Source organism: Aestuariimicrobium sp. G57 (assembly GCF_050110855.1).
Lineage (GTDB): Bacteria > Actinomycetota > Actinomycetes > Propionibacteriales > Propionibacteriaceae > Aestuariimicrobium.
Map to the genome: position 1 here is coordinate 51,604 of NZ_JBNINW010000005.1, position 16,593 is coordinate 68,196.

The following is a 16,593-nucleotide window of genomic DNA, read 5'->3' on the forward strand; positions in this document are numbered from 1 at the left end:
TCGGCGCTCATTCCTGGCCCTCCGGCGTGGGGTCGACCACGTCTGCCTCGTCATCGAGCAGCCCTGGCACCGGCGCGATCTCGATGGTGCCGGCGCCCAGGTCAACGTGGGGCACGAGTTCGTGGACGAATGGCACGAGGCGTTCGGTGCCGTCGACATCGATCGCGAGCAGGTCCTGCGCGGGCAGGTGGATCACCTGGGCAACCACCCCCACCGGCGTGCCGTCAGCCAGCACGGCCTTGAGCCCCACCAGTTGCCGGTCGAAGTACTCGTCCTCGTCAGAGGGCAGTTCGTCGACTGGCACATCGCAGACGAGCACCCAGCCGCGGGCCCCCTCGACGGCCGTGCGGTCGGGCAGTTCGGCGAAGTTCACGACGAGGCGCCCCGAATGCCAGTACGAACGCGCGACGGTCAGTGTGCGGCGGGTTCCCTCGATGCGCACGGACGCCCCCGCCTCGAAGCGGCGGTCGGGTTCATCGGTGCGCGGCTCGACCAGCACGTCGCCTCGCAGGCCGTGGGCGCGGCCGATCACGCCCACGGTCACCTCGACCAGGTCGTTCTTCGCTGGCATGGGTTCCTCCTGGAATCAACGAAACACCCCGCCCGGTGGTGCCGAACGGGGTGCCTCGAGGGTGGTGTTGTCAGTTGCGGCCACCGCGGCGGTCGACATCGACGAAGTCGACGCGCACCTGCTCGCGGCCGGCGAGGGCACCGATGACGGTGCGCAGCGCCTGCGCGGTGCGACCCTGACGGCCGATGACCTTGCCGACGTCCTCGGGGTGAACGCGCACCTCGAGCATGCGTCCGCGGCGCAGGTCCTTGTCACGCACCCGTACGTCGTCGGGGTGCAGCACAATGCCACGCACCAGGTGCTCGAGTGCCTCGCCCAGCACGATCAGGCCTCGTCGGCCGGGGCCTCGGCGGCCTCGTCAGCGGCGGGGGCCTCGTCCGCAGCCTCGTCGGCAGCGGGTGCCTCGTCAGCGGCAGCCTCGGCCTTCTTGGTGGTGATGGCCGATGCCTTGGGGGCATCGTCCTCTTCGGCCAGGGCAGCGTTGAACAGGTCGAGCTTGTTCGGCTTCTCGGCCTGCTCGGTCACGCCCGACGGCGAGGTGTCGCCCGAGAACTTCTGCCAGTCGCCAGTGCGCTTGAGGATCGCCACGACGGCCTCGGTGGGCTGGGCGCCGACGCCGAGCCAGTACTGCACGCGCTCCGAGTCCACCCGGATGACCGAGGGGTCATTCTTCGGGTGGTAGATGCCGACCTCTTCGATCGCCTTGCCGTCGCGCTTGGCGCGCTCGTCGATGACGATGATGCGGTAGTGGGGCGAGCGAATCTTGCCGAGGCGCTTCAAACGAATCTTGGTTGCCACGTTTGTGGTATCTCCTGTTGGAATGTCCGGGAGTGCTCCCGGCACGAGCGGGTGGTGACTCGGGTCATGTGTGGGGCACATGCCGTTGGCACCGGATGAATCATCGCCCGGCACGGTGAGAGGGCATGCCAAGGCAGAAGACGCATCGTCCAGTGTGCCAGAAAACCTGCCCCGGATGCGAACCGACCGTTCAGGCGCGGCTGCCTGCCACGACCCGCCCACGCAGCACGACCAGCGCGGGCTGCTGCACCGCGGTGATGTCGTCGAGCGGGTTGGTGTCATAGACCACCAGGTCGGCGCTGGCGCCGGTCTCGAGTCCCGGGGCACCCAGCCAGGCGCGCGTCCGCCATGATGCGGCACCCAGGGCAAATGCGTTGTCGCCGATGGTCGCCAGGCGTTCGATCTCGTCGGGCAGGCTTCCGTGGACGACCACACTGCCCGCATCGGTGCCGGCATACATGGGCACGCCGGCCTCGCGGGCCTTGCGCAGCACGTCGAGACGCCCGGCGTGCAGGGCACGCATGTGGGCGCCATAGCGCGGGAACTTCGCCTCGCCGGCCGCCGCATAGGTCGGGAAGTTCTCGAGGTTGATCATGGTCGGCACGAGCGCGACCTGGCGGGCGGCCATCTGGTCGATGACGTCGTCGCTGATGCCGGTGCCGTGCTCGATGCAGTCGATGCCTGCGCCGACGAGTTCGGCGACCGACTGCTCGCCGAAGCAGTGCGCGGTGACGCGGGCGCCGAGTTCATGGACCCGTTCGATGGCCTGCCGCGCGATGTCGACCGGCCACAGGGGGGCCAGGTCGCCGAGGTCGCGGTCGATCCAGTCGCCGATCAGTTTGATCCAGCCATCGCCGCGGGCCACCTGCTTTTCGACGGTGGCGACCAGGTCGGAGGGGTCGATCTCGTCGGCGAAGTAGCGGATGTAGCGCTTCGGCCGGGCGATGTGCTGGCCGGCACGCACGATGCGGGGCAGGTCGGGGCGGTCATCGATCCAGTGGGTGTCGATCGGCGAGCCGGCGTCACGGATGAGTAGGGTGCCCCGGTCGCGGTCGGTGAGGGCCTGGGCCTCGGCCTCGTCCGGGGTGGCGGCGCCGGTCTCGACCAGGCCGATGTGGCAGTGCACGTCGACCAGGCCGGGCACGATCGCACCGCCCTCGCTGATGGTCAGCGCGCCGTCAACGGGTTCGTCGTGCAGCACTCCCCCGCTGATCCACAGGTCGCGCTCGTCGTCGTCGGGAAGGACGAGACCGCGCAGGTGCAGGGGCTGGTCAGTGCTCATGGGAATGATTCAACCGCTGGTCGGCTCAGCGTGGGCCCTTGTTCTGCTGGTTGAACATCTGCTGCAGCTGCGGGGGCAGCTCGAAGTTGGCCATGGCCTTCTGCATGTCGGCTTCGCTGGGCTGGTCGCCCAGGCCCAGGCCGAACGCGTTGGCCCCGTCGAGCGGTGCGGCTTCAACAGCGGGCTGGCCCTTGGCGGCCGCGGCGCGCTTGGCCGGGTTGCCCGACTGGCCCTTCTTGTTCTTGGCCGACTTCTTGGCCTGCTGCTTCTTGGGACGACCGCCGCCCATGCCCGGCATACCGGGCAGGCCACCGCCCATCATGCCGCCGGCCATCGACTGCATCATCTTGCGGGCCTCGACGAAGCGGGTCACGAGCTGGTTGACATCGCTGACCTGCACCCCAGCGCCGCGGGCGATGCGGGCACGGCGCGAGCCGTTGAGGATCGCCACGTCGGCACGCTCGGCCGGCGTCATCGAATAGATGATCGCCTCGATGTGGTCGATCTCCTTCTCATCAATGTTGGCGATCTGGTCCTTCATCTGGCCCATGCCCGGCAGCATGCCGAAGATCTTCGACAGCGGGCCCATCTTGCGCATCTGCTGCATCTGGGCCAGGAAGTCACCCAGGGTGAACTGGTTCTTGCCCGCCAGCAGCTTCTCGGCGGCGAGCTTCGACTGTTCCTGGTCGAACGTCTTCTCGGCCTGCTCGATGAGCGTGAGCATGTCGCCCATGCCCAGGATGCGGCTGGCCATGCGCTCGGGGTGGAAGACGTCGAAGTCCTTCAGGCCCTCGCCCGAGCTGGCGAACATGATGGGCTTGCCGACGACCTTGGCGATCGACAGCGCAGCGCCGCCGCGGGCGTCGCCATCAAGCTTGGTGAGAACGACGCCGTCAAAGCCGACGCCCTCCTGGAAAGCGATGGCGGTGTTGACGGCGTCCTGGCCGATCATCGCGTCGACGACGAACAGCACCTCGTCGGGGTTGACGGCGGCCTTGATGTCGGCGGCCTGGGCCATCAGCTCCTGGTCGATGCCGAGGCGCCCGGCGGTGTCGACGATGACCACGTCATAGAGCCGTTGGTGGGCCACCTGGATGGCTGACCGGGCCGTCTCGACGGGGTCGCCGACGCCGTTGCCGGGGAACGGTGCATGCACGTGCACACCGGCGCGCTGACCCACGACCTGTAGCTGGTTGACGGCATTGGGGCGCTGCAGGTCGGCGGCGACCAGCAGCGGGGAATGTCCCTCGGACTTCAGCCAGTGCGCCAGCTTGCCCGCCAGGGTGGTCTTGCCGGCACCCTGCAGGCCCGCGAGCATGATCACGGTCGGCGGGGTCTTGGCATAGCGGATGGTGCGGGTCTCACCGCCGAGGATCTCGATGAGTTCCTCGTTGACGATCTTGATGATCTGCTGCGACGGGTTCAGCGCCTGGGACAGTTCTGCACCCTGGCACCGGGCCCGCACCTTGGCGATGAACTCCTTGACGACACCGAGGTTGACGTCGGCCTCGAGCAGGGCGATGCGGATCTCGCGCATGGTCGCGTCGATGTCGGCATCGGTCAGCCGGGTCTTGCCACGCAGTCCCTTGAACGTGGCGGCAAGACGGTCCTGGAGTGTGTCGAACACTGGTCATCCTTCGGTCGGGGGCGCACCCATCGTCCAAGGATAGTGGGTGGGCGGACGTGGGCGGTCACGCCTGTGGATGGTGCCCGTCTGCTGCCCCCTCGTCCCGGGGCTGACGGCGTGCCCCCGCAGGGTGACGCCGCTCCCCCACAAATGCACCACGCACCCCTTCGGTGCACGACGCACCGCTTGGATCCGGCCCCACAGGGAGCGGCATGGCCCCAAAGGGTGCTGCGTGCCCTTGACGGGGAGCGACGTGCCCCCGAGGGGTGCGTGGCCCCGCCCGAAGGCCCAGCCACCGCCCGCCACGGCGCTATTCGCCCAGGATGCCCGCCACGAACCCCTCGGTCTCGAACGGCGCCAGGTCGTCCACGCCCTCGCCCAGGCCGATCAGCTTCACCGGCACCCCGAGCTCGCGCTGCACCTGCACCACGATGCCGCCCTTGGCCGAGCCGTCCAGTTTGGTCAGCACGATGCCGGTCACCTCGACGACCTCGCTGAAGATGCGCGCCTGGGTCAGCCCGTTCTGGCCGGTCGTCGCATCGAGCACGAGCAGCACCTCGGTCACGGGCGCCTTGCGCTCGATCACGCGCTTGACCTTGCCGAGTTCGTCCATCAGGCCCGTCTTGGTGTGCAGTCGTCCGGCGGTGTCAACAATCACGACGTCGACGCCCCGGTTGACGCCCTCTTCGACCGTCTGGAACGCCACCGACGCCGGGTCTGCCCCCTCAACGCCACGGATCGTGTCAACCCCGACCCGCTCACCCCAGGTCGTCAGCTGCTCGGCGGCCGCCGCCCGGAACGTGTCCGCGGCACCCAGCAGCACCGTCCTGCCCTCGGCCACCAGCACCCGGGCCAGCTTGCCCACGGTGGTCGTCTTGCCGGTGCCATTGACGCCGACGACCAGCACCACGGCCGGCAGCCCGTTCCCACCGGTCAGGTTGAGCTTGCGGTCGTGGTCGGGGTTGACCAGCTTCACCAGTTCGGTGCGCAGCACACCCTTCGCTGCGGTGGGGTCGCTGACGCCGTCGACGGCGAGTTCCTTGCGCAGGGTGGTCACCAGCTCGGTGGACGGCCCCACGCCAAGGTCCGAACTGATCAGTGTGGCCTCGAAGTCGTCCCAGGTGTCGGCGTCGATGCGGTCACTCGAGAGCAGTTCAGCCAGCCCGCGGGCCAGCGCATTGTTCGAGTTCGCCAGCCGCCGGCGCAGTCGTCCCAGTCGCGAGCTGGCCGATTCGGGCACGTCGAGCGCGGTGATCGTGGGTTCGGCGGTGGGCTCGGCGGTGACGGTGGGTTCCGCGGTGGTCGTTCCGGGGGTGGACGGCGCCTCGCCCTCGACCGGCAGCTGCGGGGTCTGGTCCGACGGCGGCAGCTCACGGCCGCGTCGTGCGACGACGAAGGCCACCGCCGTGGTGACCAGGATCAGCCCGAGGATGACCCAGAAGACAATGGCCCAGACGTTCGCAGGATCGAAAAGGTTCACGGGCTCATCCTAGGCAAAGCCGGTGATGAGCCCGAACACGCCCCACTCAGCGCTGGTCGCTGGTGGCGGGGTGGCGGCGTGCGGCGACCTGGCGCATCCGCTCGGTGCCCTTGTCGTACATCTGCACGAACTGCTCGGGCGCCTCGGCCTCGCCGTTCAGGTGTTTGCCGAGCACACCCAGGCGGTCGGCGACATCGGGGTTGCGGTCGCTCCATTTGCCCCGCATGCCCACGGCCACGACGGCGGTCACGAGCGCCGCGAGGGCGACGATGATGAGCATGGTGATGATGATGGCGGGCATGGGTTGGGCCTCCTCGGGCAATGGCTTCGGATTCGTACCCTTGCGGCCCCCATTATTCCACTCCCGCCCCGCACAGCCCCCGACACGCCGGGTGACAAGGGCAGCCGATCAGCCGATCAGCCGGCAGCCGACTCCCGCAGTCGCTGCGAGACCACCGTCGAGACGCCGTCGCCGCGCATCGTCACGCCATAGAGCGCGTCCGCGATCTCCATCGTCCGTTTCTGGTGGGTGATGACCAGCAGTTGCGAGCGTTCGCGCAGCTCTTCGTAGATGCCCAGCAATCGCCCCAGATTGGTGTCGTCCAACGCTGCCTCGACCTCGTCGAGGATGTAGAACGGGCTCGGCCTGGCCATGAACAGGCTCACCAGGAATGCCACCGCCACCAACGACCGTTCGCCGCCCGACAGCAGCGACAACCGCTTCACCTTCTTGCCGGCCGGGCGTGCCTCGACGTCAACGCCGGTCGTCAGCCACTCCCCCGGGTCGGTGAGCACCAGCCGTCCCTCACCACCCGGGAACAGCCGCGAGAAGACATGCGCGAACATCTGTTCCACGTCGGCGTAGGCCGCCGCGAACACCTCTTCGACGCGCCTGTCGACCTCGGCGATGATGTCGACCAGGTCTTTGCGGGTGCGCTTGAGGTCCTCGAGCTGTTCGGCCAGGAAGGCATGCCGCTCCTGCATCGCGTCGAACTCCTCGAGCGCGAGCGGGTTGACCCGTCCCAACACCTGCAGGTTCTTCTCGGCGGTGCGCAGCCGCTTGTCCTGCTGCTCGCGGACGAACGCCACCGGTTCGGGCTTCTCGTCATCGTCCTCGGCCACGGGGCGACCATCGGCATGCACCAGCACCGGCACCAGCTGGTCCGGCCCGTACTCACGCATCAGCACCTCGGGCGCAAGCCCCAGCTCGGTCATCGCCTTTTCCTGCAATTGCTCAATGCGCATGCGCTGCTCGATGCGGGCCATCTCGTCGCGGTGCGCGCCCTCGACGATCTTCTCGAGCTCGCGGGCGCTGTCCCGGGCCTCCTTGCGCGCCACCCCGAGTTCGGCCTCTGCCTCTTGGCGTGCCTGTTCTGCTGCGGCACGCTCGGACGACGCGATGGCGCGCGCGGCCTCGACCTGCCCCAGCAGCCACACGGCCGCGGTCTGCACCGCCCTGGCCGTCTCGGCCTCACGACGCAACTGCTCTGCCCGGGCGGCGGCCTTCTGCCGCTGGGCCCGCTCATGCGCCGCGGCCCGCAGCAGCGAATCGGCCTTGCCGGCCACCGCCTTCACCCGCTCCTCCGCGGTGCGCAGCGCCAGCCTGGCGTCCATCTCACGCTGGCGGGCCAGCCGCGCCTGCACCTGGCCCTCATCGCGTTCGGTGGGGTCGGGATCGGCCAGGTCGGTCTCGTCCGAGGCGCGCTGCAGCCGGGCCGCCAGTTCGTCCAGGGAGGCCTGGTCGTCGGTGCGCTTCTGCTGGGCCTGTTGGGCGGTCTGTTCCAGCCGTTCGGCCTCGGCCCGTGCCGACCGCGCCGTTTCGGACAGCTGGCCCAACCGCTCCGACAGCGCCGCCCATTCGGCATCCGAGGCGTGCAGCTTCGCCAGCGCCGCCTCTGCGCGCTGGTGGGCCTCATCGCGCGATGCCCCCAGCTGCGCCGACGTGAACCGGCAGCGTTCGAGCTCGTGGTCGGTCTGCTGCAGCTGCGCCCTGGCCTCGTCCACGGCGGCCTGCACCTCGATGAGGCTCGCCGACCCGCCGTTGCCGGCGCTGGCGAACCACTGTGAGAGCAGGTCGCCCTCGCGGGTGACGGCGGTGACCTCAGGCAGTGCGGCCACCAGGTCGGCCGCGGCGGTGAAGTCGTCGACCAATGCCACCTTGTGCAGCACCCGGGTCAGCGACCCGGACAGCCCGGCGTCGACATCGACCACGTCCAGCGCCCACACCGCCGACGCGGGCAGGGTCGGCCAGCCGTCACGCGTCGCGTCGGCCCCACCCAACAACAGCCCCGCGCGTCCAAGGTCTTCGTCACGCACATGCCCCACCGCGGCCAGCGCCGCATCGAGGTCGGCCACCGCCACCGCCTCAGCCGCGGACCCCAGCGCCGACGCCACGGCCGCCTGCCAGCCGTCGCGCACCGCGACCAACGCCGCGACCTGGCCGAGCAGGCCACCGACCTTGTCGCCCGCCGAGAGCAGCGCGGCGTTGGCGTCCTTGCGTTCGAGCCCCAGTGACAGCGCCTCGATGCGCGCCGCGAGCGAGGCCCGGGTCTGCGCGAGTTGCGACTGCTGCGAGGCCACCCCGGCCAGCTTCTCCTCGAACTGGACGACCTCTGCTGCGGCGGTCTCGTAGGCCTCGTCGAGGCCCTCTTCACCGGCATCGAAGCCGGCCATGCTCGACTCGACCCTGGTGAACTCGGCGGTGGCGGCATTGGCGCGGGCCAGGGCATCGTCACGACGCGCCGCCAGCCGTGCGGCCTCTTCGTCGGCGGCCTCGAGGCGTGAGCGCAGCGAGTTGACCTGGCCGTTCAACCGGGCGAGGCCCTCGCGCCGGTCGGCGATGGCCCGCAGGTGCGACGAATAGGCCTGCTCGGCGGCGGCCAGCCGGTTCTCGGCCTCGGCGCGCTGCTCTGACTGACTGGCCAACGCGTCGGCCTTGCGCGTGACGTCGTCGCCGAGCTGGGTTTCCTGTTCCCGCACCAGCTCGGCCTCGCGCTCGAGGGCCTCGGGGTCGCGGCCCTGCTGCCCGGTCGCGGGTTGTGCGTCGGCGTGGCGCATGCGTTCGGCGGCGATCGAGCGGGTCGTGCCGACCCGTTCGGCCAGCGCCGACAGCGCGTACCAGTTCTCCTGGGCGGCATCCAGGCGTGGACGAGCGTCTGCCACGAACTGCTCGGCCTCGTGTTCGCGGCGTCGGGCGGACTCAAGCGCAGCCTCGGCGCGGGCCTTCGCGGCGGCCTGGGCACGCTCATCGGCGAGGTCTGATTCGAGCGCGAGCACCGCCTGGGTCAGGTCGTCGGCCAGCAGCCGCGCCTTGGCGTCGCGCAGTTCGGCCTGGATGACCGCCGCCTTGCGGGCGACCTCGGCCTGGCGCCCCAGCGGTTTGAGCTGGCGGCGGATCTCGCTGATCAGGTCGTTGAGCCGGTCGAGGTTCGCCGCGGTCGACTCGAGCTTGCGCTGGGCCTTCTCTTTGCGCTTGCGGTGCTTCAGCACGCCGGCCGCCTCTTCGATGAAGCCGCGGCGGATCTCGGGGGTCGCCTGCAGGATCGTGTCGAGCTGCCCCTGGCCCACGATGACGTGCATCTCGCGGCCGATGCCCGAGTCGCTCAGCAGTTCCTGCACGTCGAGCAGTCGGGCCGGGTTGCCGTTGATCTGGTATTCGGAGCCGCCGGTGCGGAACATCGTCCGGCTGATGGTGACCTCGGTGTAGTCAATGGGCAGCGCGCCATCGGTGTTGTCGATGGTCAGCACGACCTCGGCGCGCCCCAGCGGGGCACGGCCAGACGTGCCGGCGAAGATGACGTCCTCCATCTTTCCGCCACGCAGGCTCTTGGCCCCCTGCTCGCCCATGACCCAGCTGAGCGCGTCGACGACGTTCGACTTGCCCGACCCGTTGGGGCCGACGATGCAGGTGACGCCGGGCTCGAAGCTCATCGTCGTGGCCGACGCGAACGACTTGAAGCCGCGCAGGGTCAGGGACTTCAGGTACACCGGGTTACTCCCGGGGGGCGGCGCCCGCAGACGCTGACGGACGGGTCGTGGGCTCCTGCGTGGTCGTCGTGCCCGGCTCCGAAGGATCAGCGCCGGTGTCGACCGACTTGCGGAACCGTGCCGAGCGGAAGGTCCACAGCTTGTTGACGACGAAGTTGATCGGCATCGTCACGGCGATCTGGACGAGGGTGGCCCAGTAGAGCTTCGTCCGGAACCCGTTGGCGTCGTCCAGCCAGGAAATCTTGCCGAGGTAGAGCGGCGAATCGACCTTGAGCAGCAGCGTCTGGATGCCGAGGCCGACCACCAGCGCCACCAGCCCCACACTCATGAAGGACGCCAACCCCTTGAGCCACGGCGTGTGGTGCGCGGTGCTCTTGAAGGTCCATGACCGGTTGAGCTGGTAGTTCCAGGTGTTCGCGACGACGAAGGCGGCGACGGCGATCACGTGGTACCAGTACACGCCGAAGGGGGTGCCCGGGATCGGGAACACCCGTTGCTGGTAGCTCGGCACCAGCCACTTCAGCACGATGGTGACCGCGAGGTTGACCAGGATGCCGGACCCGCCGACGACGCCGAACTGGATGAACTGGCGCAGGTGGCGACGGCTGCGCTGAAGGTTGGACTCACTCACAATAGGTCGACTCTAGTCGGGAGCGACCCGCGTGCGGGGTCACCGCGCCTGTTCGCCGCTGACGCGGGGACGGCGCTGGAACCTCGCGGGCTCCACGACTCGACGACGACGGCTTGACGAGCTTGGGGATGCGACCAAGGGTCCGTCCCTCCAACTGGTCCCGCCGCTTGCTTGTAACGACTGACCGGTTCATGACCCTTGACCGCCCCCACCAGAAAAATGTCAGTGGCGTTCACTATGGTGAGCGCATAGTTTCGGAACGAAGCAACAGTGCCGGAGGAGACGACATGCCCAAGGGGCTCTTCATTACGCTGCTGATAGCAGCCCCCATCATTCTCGGTGGAGCGACAGGCAACATCGTCGTCGCGATCGTCTCCATCGTGTTGGTACTGATCGCAAACCCGATCATCTGGAAGGTCCGCAAGGACCGCTACTTCAACTCTGAGCAGTTTCAGACGCTGCGTGCCCACGTCGCCTCGCTCGTGGCCGAGCACAACGACGTCGTCAACTACGTGGCCGAGATCCGCGGCCAGGGTGCGTTCGAGCTGGGTGCGTCCTCCACAGGACAGCACGCCCATCTGGCGACGTTTGAGAACACGTCGGCATGGAACAACCGCCGAGACCGCAACATGGCCGAGTATGCACCACACGTTCACAACGCGTCGCTTCAGGTCGTGCGCAATGCAAGCGTGGAGCCGATCAAGTACCTGATGAAGTACTTCGACATCAAGGCGAACAGGGAGACGCTGGCGGACGTGCAGCGGGTGGCCCAGGATGTCTCGCGTCTGGAGGAGGCCGTCACCAACCTGCAACGTCGCGAGGCGGAAATCGTCGCGATGATCAATCCGCCTGCGTTCATCCTCCATCGGTACGCGGACGAGTTCTGGGGTCTGGTGGGTGTGCACTTGTCCCCCATCACCGTGCCCTATCCCAACTACAAGTTCCAGTACACCTCGGCGGGCGGTAACAGTGGCCAGACCGTCAACATCAACCTGGACACGCAAACGCTCGACGCGCTCTCTGAGACGTTGGCAGAGAAGATTCGCTGGGCCAAGTCCGCCGCAGGGCAGCGCGCGCTCATGACAGCCCGACTTCGCGGCTGGGTCAAGGATCGTGACGGCCACGCCTGCTTGCAGTGTGGCGTGTCGGTGGCGGCCGAGCCTCACCTCTTGCTGGAAGTCGACCACATCATCCCTGTATCCAAGGGTGGTCTCAGCGTGCCCGAGAACCTTCAAACGCTCTGCTGGCGATGCAACCGCGCCAAGGGCGCTCGGATGCCCGCGAACTGACTATCACCAGGGCACCCATCCTCATCCAACCGTGGTAGCCTGAGATCACTACATCCCCCACGCCTCTCCAGGAAGCGCACTTGGGGGATTTTTTCTGCCCGCGCCAGGAGGACACGATGCCTCGATCACCACGGCCTCGAGGCTCGCTCGTCTTCAACAAGCCGCCGCTGAGTCTTGATGATCTCGTGGCACGCCTCGCCGGGCGAGGGCTCGACCTGCCCGACCGCGCCAGAGCCCGAAGGTACCTACGTCACATCGGCTACTACCGACTGTCCCCGTACACGATTCCCTTCCAGCAGTGCGGGTCCGATCACCAACTGCGCCCCGGCACGTCATTCGATGACATCCTCGACCTGTACGTGTTCGATCGTGCCCTGCGGCTCCTGGTGGTGGATGCCCTTGAGCGGATCGAAGTGGCGGTGCGGGCCGCCCTGACGGACCACATGGCGACGACCTACGACGATGCACACTGGTATCTGGCCGCCGCACACTTTCGCGACAGCGGCAGGCACGCGGGACTCCTGAAGATCGTCCGAGACACCTGCAACGAAAGGCTCCGCGGAGCCCCGGACGCGGGCGAGGACTTCCTGGTCCACCGCTCAGCGCTCGAGCACTACCTCACGACCTATGCCTCTCCCGAGCTACCGCCCAGCTGGCTCATGGCGGAAATGCTTACCATCGGACAACTCACAAGCGCCTACCGCAATCTGAACCTACGCGCCGACCGGACCGCCATCGCGAAGAGCGTTGGATTGACCGCACCGGTGCTCGAGTCATGGCTGACGACTTACGTCCGCGTACGCAACATCTGTGCCCACCACGGCCGGCTCTGGAACGTCGGCCTCGGCGTCTACCCGGCAATCCCGAGTTCGCCCTCGATCTCCTGGCTCGAGGGTGACGACGCATTGCCGGAGCGTTCGAAGCGGCAGCTGTATCCCGTACTGGTATCACTGCAGTCGATCCTTGACTCTGTCTCGCCTCGCAGCGGCTGGGCGAAACGGCTCCAGCGGCTGCTCAGCACCCGACCTGCGATGAATCTGCGCGGCATGGGCATCCCCTCGGCATGGGCTGATGACCCATTCTGGCGCCGACACCTGGACTGAGCGAAGGATCAGCCGCAGCGCTTCGAGCCACCGCTCTGGGCCGACTCGTTCATGCCTTCCGTGCGCGCGGCCGTGGCTGGCACCTCGGGCACCGGAACGAACTGCGGTTCATGAACGCCTCCCGCACCATCGCCTCGCCGCACCGCCCACACGGCAGGTCTTCCCGGCCGTAGGCCTGCAACTCCCGCGCGAAATACCCGGACTCACCGTTCACATGCACGTACAGGTCATCGAAGCTCGTGCCACCCACCTCGAGGGCCTCGCCCATCACGTCGTGGCCGTGCTGCAGCACGTCGAGCGCCTTCGCCCGGCTCAGTCGCGCACCCGGCACGTCATAGTGCAGCCGCGCGCGCCACAGCGTCTCGTCCGCATAGATGTTGCCGTAGCCGCTGACCACGGTCTGGTTGAGCAGCAGCCGCTTGATGCCCGCCTGGCTACGCCTGATGCGCGCCGCGACCCGGTCGGGGTCGTAGTCGTCCTCGAACGGGTCGGGGGCGATGTGGGCGACCTCGGACGGCAGCACGGCACCGCCTGGGCTGATCGTCAACCCGCCGAACATGCGCTGGTCGACGAAGCGCAGCTGGGTGCCATCGGACAAGTCGAACAGCACGCGGGTGCTGCGCAGCAGCTCATCGCCCGTGTGGTTGATGCGGAACTGCCCGCTCATGCCCAGGTGCGCCAGCATGGCGTCGCCGTCGTCGAACGCGAACCACAGGTACTTGCCGCGCCGGCGCGGCTCGGCGAACGCCCGTCCCGTGGTGTCGACAGCGAACCCGTCCGGGCCGGTGGCGTGGCTGCGCACCGGACGAGGGTGCAGCACCTGCGTGCGCATGATCGTCCGACCGGTGACGGCCGTGGCCAGACCACGCCGGACCGACTCGACCTCAGGAAGTTCAGGCATCAGTCGCGCACATCAATCGTGCAGCGCGCGGTAGCCGGCCTCGGCGGCCGCGGTCTCGGCATGCCGCTTGGACGAGCCCTCACCGGTGGCCAGGGGCTGGTCGCCGACCATCACGGTGGCGGTGAAGTGGCGCAGGTGGTCCGGCCCGGTCGCCTCGATCACGTACAGGGGCGCGGGGCGCCCGGCGGCGGCGAGCGCCTCTTGCAGCGAGGTCTTCCAGTCCAACCCGGGGCCGAGCGCTGCGGCCTGCTCGACGAGCGGCAGGAACAGGTGGCGCACAAACCGGGACGAGGCCTCCGCACCACCTGCGGACAGGTGGATGGCCCCGATGACAGCCTCCATGGTGTCGGCGAGGATCGAGACCTTTTCGGCGCCGCGGGTGTTGATCTCACCCTGGCCGAGCTTGAGCATGGTGCCCAGGTCGAGGCTGCGGGCGACGTCGGCGCAGCTGTGCGCGTTCACGACGGCGGCACGCATCTTGGCCAGTTGCCCCTCGGGCAGGTCGGGGTAGGCCACATAGAGGTGCTCGGTGATCACGATCTCGAGCACGGCATCACCCAGGAACTCCAGGCGCTCGTTGTGCGGGCCGTTGCCGTTCTCGTACGCCCAGGACCGGTGGGTGACGGCAAGCTCAACGAGCTGGGCGTCCGCAGGGACGCCCAGCTCGTCAAGCAGGGTATGAAGAGTGGTCAGCGCACTCAGGCGTCGAGCACCTGGCGGCGGTCAGCCTTGGGGCCGTACTGGCCGCAGGCCGGGCACGCGGTGTGCTGCAGGTGCTTCTGGCGGCAGGCGGGGTTGACGCACACGACGGTGTTCGCCAGGGTCGCCTTCCACTGCGAGCGGCGGTGACGGGTGTTGCTGCGGGACATCTTCCGCTTCGGGACGGCCACGATTATCTCCTCGGTGACGGGGTGTCAGTCAGTTGGTGCGCCCTGGTCCTCGGCCAGATCCAGGAGCTTGCCCCAGCGGGGGTCGATCCTGTCACCGTGACCGTGGTCAGGGTCGTCGTTCAGGTTGGCGCCACAGACTGGGCACAGACCCGCACAATCTTGCCTGCACAAGGGGGTGAACGGCAAATCGAGCACCACGGCGTCACGGATGAGCGGCTCCAGGTCGACCCGCTCGTCAATGACGAGGAAGGCGTCCTCTTCGGCGTCCTGGTCGTCGTAGAAGTACAGCTCCTGCAGGTCCAGGTCGAGGCCATCCTCGATCGGGCGCAGGCAGCGCGAGCACTCCCCCACCAGGTCCACCTCGGCCGTTCCCGAGACATACACCCCTTCAATCACCGATTCGAGCTTGATGTCGAGGGTGATGTCAGAGCCTTGTGGCACTCGGATCATCTCCAGTCCGAGGCCGTCAGGGGCAGGGGCGGTCCGGGTGACCTGCTTCATCGCCCCGGCACGACGACCCAGCTCATGCACCTCGAAGACGAGGGGCGAGCGGGCATCAATGCTGTGTTGCGACGAGTTCATGTTCCAGACCTTCTGCACCAACGGTTCAGGGGTGTTGATGACCGACGCACAAGTTTACGACGTCGACCCGGCTTCCCCAAATCGGCGCGTTGACTCACCTCAGATGCCCGCGTGGGTGGGCCAGGGCTCCACGACCGCCTCGCCAGGTGCGCGCCGACACCTTTGTGTACACCCCGACACCTGTACAGCGGTGTTAGCGTGCACCCAAGGGTGTCAACGGGCACCAAACTGAGCGCGAGACGACGTCATGACAACCGCGGTCTCCACGTCTTGCCCGGGCGCCTACTGTGCCCCCCGCAGTTCTGCCATGCGCGCCACGATCGCCTCGTTCACCACCGGCGTCAGGAACGTCGACACGTCCCCGCCGTAGTGGGCGATCTGGCGCATCATCGTCGACGACAGCGTGCCCAGCGTGGGGCTCGCCGGCAGGAAGATCGTCTCGACCTTGCCCGCGTGGCTGTTCATGTGCGCCATCTGCAGTTCGTAGTCGAAGTCCGAGGCGAACCTCAGCCCCTTCACGATCGCCGTCGCCCCCACCTCGTGGCAGAAGTTCACCAGCAGGTCGTCGATGATGCCGACGCTCACGCCCTCAAGGTCTGCCACCGACTGCCGCACCAGGTCGACCCGTTCGTCGACGCTGAAGATGTGCTTCTTGGTCGAGTTGCGCCCGACGGCGACCACGACCTCACCGAACAGGTCACGCGAGCGGGTGATCACATCGAGATGCCCCAGCGTGATCGGGTCGAACGATCCCGGGCAGACGACCTTCACAGCTCCTCCTGTCCTGCGGGGCTGCCCGCAGGGTTGTCGTGGGTGGCGTCGGCAGCATTGCCGTCCCCACCACCAGCCTCGCCGTCCGGCGCGAACCAGAACAGCGTGGTCTCACCGTATCGCCGTGACCACGACTCGGCGCCCGGCAGGTCGGGCGCGTCGCCGCGACCCGATCGTTCCAGGATGATCACGCCGTCGTCACGCACCCAGCCGTTCGCGACGATGTTGGCCAGTATCGGGTTGATCGACTCGACGGCCAGCCCATAGGGCGGGTCGAGCCAGACCACGTCATAGGCCGGGTCGGGGTTGCGCGCCGCCACCAGCGTCTCGGCCCGCGCTGCGCGGCTGGTCGCCGGCAGGCCCGTCGTGGCGATGTTGCGCCTGATCAGGTCGTGCGTGCGCCCGTCCTGTTCGACCAACAACACCGGACGCGCGCCGCGGCTGGCAGCCTCGAGCCCCACGGCGCCCGACCCCGCATACAGGTCCAGGAACGACAGCCCCGCCAACTGGTCGTCGGCAGCACGGTCGCCCGTGCCGTTCCAACTGGCCAGCACCGAGAAGAACGCCTCACGCACCCGGTCGGTGGTGGGCCGGGTGTTGGCCCCGGCGGGGGTCTCCAGACGGCGTCCACCGGCGCGTCCGGCCACAATCCTGCTCACGGGGACAGCGTAACAATCCGAG

17 protein-coding genes are annotated in these 16,593 nt (G+C 68.1%); 2 read left to right on the forward strand and 15 right to left on the reverse strand.

Going from position 1 to position 16,593, the window contains the following annotated elements; genetic code table 11:
- Positions 1–7 precede the first annotated feature (7 nt).
- From rimM to ACQCX5_RS11990, 9 genes are all read right to left on the reverse strand, one after another.
- Complete coding sequence (rimM, locus tag ACQCX5_RS11950) at positions 8–571, reverse strand: ribosome maturation factor RimM (protein ID WP_434542257.1); 564 nt, start codon at positions 569–571, stop codon at positions 8–10.
- A 70-nt stretch (positions 572–641) separates the two neighbouring features.
- Positions 642–893: an RNA-binding protein gene (locus ACQCX5_RS11955; protein ID WP_434542258.1), complete on the reverse strand. Its 252-nt coding sequence runs from the start codon at positions 891–893 to the stop codon at positions 642–644.
- A gap of 2 nt (positions 894–895) precedes the next feature.
- Positions 896–1,369, reverse strand: coding sequence for a 30S ribosomal protein S16 (gene rpsP, locus ACQCX5_RS11960; RefSeq protein WP_434542259.1), 474 nt, complete (start codon positions 1,367–1,369; stop codon positions 896–898).
- 190 nt (positions 1,370–1,559) lie between these two features.
- The gene (locus tag ACQCX5_RS11965; protein ID WP_434542260.1) at positions 1,560–2,651 is read right to left on the reverse strand and encodes an amidohydrolase family protein; all 1,092 of its coding nucleotides are present in this window, start codon (positions 2,649–2,651) and stop codon (positions 1,560–1,562) included.
- 25 nt (positions 2,652–2,676) lie between these two features.
- Positions 2,677–4,278 (reverse strand): signal recognition particle protein, encoded by a 1,602-nt coding sequence (gene ffh / locus ACQCX5_RS11970; protein ID WP_434542261.1) that lies wholly within the window; start codon positions 4,276–4,278, stop codon positions 2,677–2,679.
- Between the two features lie 310 nt (positions 4,279–4,588).
- Positions 4,589–5,758 carry a signal recognition particle-docking protein FtsY gene (gene ftsY, locus ACQCX5_RS11975; RefSeq protein ID WP_434542262.1) on the reverse strand — a complete coding sequence of 390 codons (1,170 nt, stop codon included), beginning with the start codon at positions 5,756–5,758 and terminating at the stop codon, positions 4,589–4,591.
- 46 nt (positions 5,759–5,804) lie between these two features.
- The gene (locus tag ACQCX5_RS11980; RefSeq protein ID WP_434542263.1) at positions 5,805–6,059 is read right to left on the reverse strand and encodes a hypothetical protein; all 255 of its coding nucleotides are present in this window, start codon (positions 6,057–6,059) and stop codon (positions 5,805–5,807) included.
- A 116-nt stretch (positions 6,060–6,175) separates the two neighbouring features.
- A complete protein-coding gene (smc, locus tag ACQCX5_RS11985; protein ID WP_434542264.1) occupies positions 6,176–9,745 on the reverse strand; it encodes a chromosome segregation protein SMC in 3,570 nt (1,189 codons plus the stop codon).
- Positions 9,746–9,749: 4 nt separating this feature from the next.
- Positions 9,750–10,376: a GtrA family protein gene (locus ACQCX5_RS11990; protein ID WP_434542265.1), complete on the reverse strand. Its 627-nt coding sequence runs from the start codon at positions 10,374–10,376 to the stop codon at positions 9,750–9,752.
- Between the two features lie 287 nt (positions 10,377–10,663).
- Here ACQCX5_RS11990 and ACQCX5_RS11995 point away from each other — a divergent pair, with 287 nt between their 5' ends.
- Both ACQCX5_RS11995 and ACQCX5_RS12000 read left to right on the forward strand, forming a co-directional pair.
- Positions 10,664–11,665: an HNH endonuclease gene (locus tag ACQCX5_RS11995; protein ID WP_434542266.1), complete on the forward strand. Its 1,002-nt coding sequence runs from the start codon at positions 10,664–10,666 to the stop codon at positions 11,663–11,665.
- A 185-nt stretch (positions 11,666–11,850) separates the two neighbouring features.
- Entirely contained in the window at positions 11,851–12,768 is a 918-nt protein-coding gene (locus ACQCX5_RS12000) for an Abi family protein (protein ID WP_434542267.1), read from the forward strand.
- A 49-nt stretch (positions 12,769–12,817) separates the two neighbouring features.
- On the opposite strand, the gene mutM is transcribed toward ACQCX5_RS12000, so the two are convergent.
- The 6 genes from mutM to rsmD form a co-directional block, all read right to left on the reverse strand.
- A complete protein-coding gene (gene mutM, locus ACQCX5_RS12005) occupies positions 12,818–13,669 on the reverse strand; it encodes a bifunctional DNA-formamidopyrimidine glycosylase/DNA-(apurinic or apyrimidinic site) lyase (protein WP_434542268.1) in 852 nt (283 codons plus the stop codon).
- A 12-nt stretch (positions 13,670–13,681) separates the two neighbouring features.
- A complete protein-coding gene (gene rnc / locus ACQCX5_RS12010; RefSeq protein WP_434542414.1) occupies positions 13,682–14,371 on the reverse strand; it encodes a ribonuclease III in 690 nt (229 codons plus the stop codon).
- The gene (rpmF, locus tag ACQCX5_RS12015; protein WP_434542269.1) at positions 14,368–14,559 is read right to left on the reverse strand and encodes a 50S ribosomal protein L32; all 192 of its coding nucleotides are present in this window, start codon (positions 14,557–14,559) and stop codon (positions 14,368–14,370) included. The genes rnc and rpmF overlap by 4 nt, the downstream gene beginning before the upstream one ends.
- A gap of 24 nt (positions 14,560–14,583) precedes the next feature.
- A complete protein-coding gene (locus ACQCX5_RS12020; RefSeq protein WP_434542270.1) occupies positions 14,584–15,141 on the reverse strand; it encodes a YceD family protein in 558 nt (185 codons plus the stop codon).
- 282 nt (positions 15,142–15,423) lie between these two features.
- The gene (gene coaD, locus ACQCX5_RS12025; RefSeq protein WP_434542271.1) at positions 15,424–15,912 is read right to left on the reverse strand and encodes a pantetheine-phosphate adenylyltransferase; all 489 of its coding nucleotides are present in this window, start codon (positions 15,910–15,912) and stop codon (positions 15,424–15,426) included.
- The gene (gene rsmD / locus ACQCX5_RS12030) at positions 15,909–16,571 is read right to left on the reverse strand and encodes a 16S rRNA (guanine(966)-N(2))-methyltransferase RsmD (RefSeq protein ID WP_434542272.1); all 663 of its coding nucleotides are present in this window, start codon (positions 16,569–16,571) and stop codon (positions 15,909–15,911) included. The genes coaD and rsmD overlap by 4 nt, the downstream gene beginning before the upstream one ends.
- Positions 16,572–16,593: the final 22 nt, after the last annotated feature.